This window comes from Streptococcus sp. HMSC076C08 (assembly GCF_001810825.1).
GTDB lineage: Bacteria > Bacillota > Bacilli > Lactobacillales > Streptococcaceae > Streptococcus.
Map to the genome: position 1 here is coordinate 155,897 of NZ_KV802735.1, position 282 is coordinate 156,178.

Genomic DNA, 282 nt, shown 5'->3' on the forward strand with positions numbered 1-282 from the left:
GTTACTTAAATCTTGAGAGTACAAAAACCTATCAAATCGCTTATAGACTGAACTATGAGTTGTACAGTTACTTAAATCTTGAGAGTACAAAAACATGAACTCATCAAAAGCCATGTCAGATACAGTTGTACAGTTACTTAAATCTTGAGAGTACAAAAACTGAGACAAGTCAGCAAGACTTTCCTTACCCGTTGTACAGTTACTTAAATCTTGAGAGTACAAAAACTATGACTATTGCTCGACGAGACCCAAGTCCGTTGTACAGTTACTTAAATCTTGAGA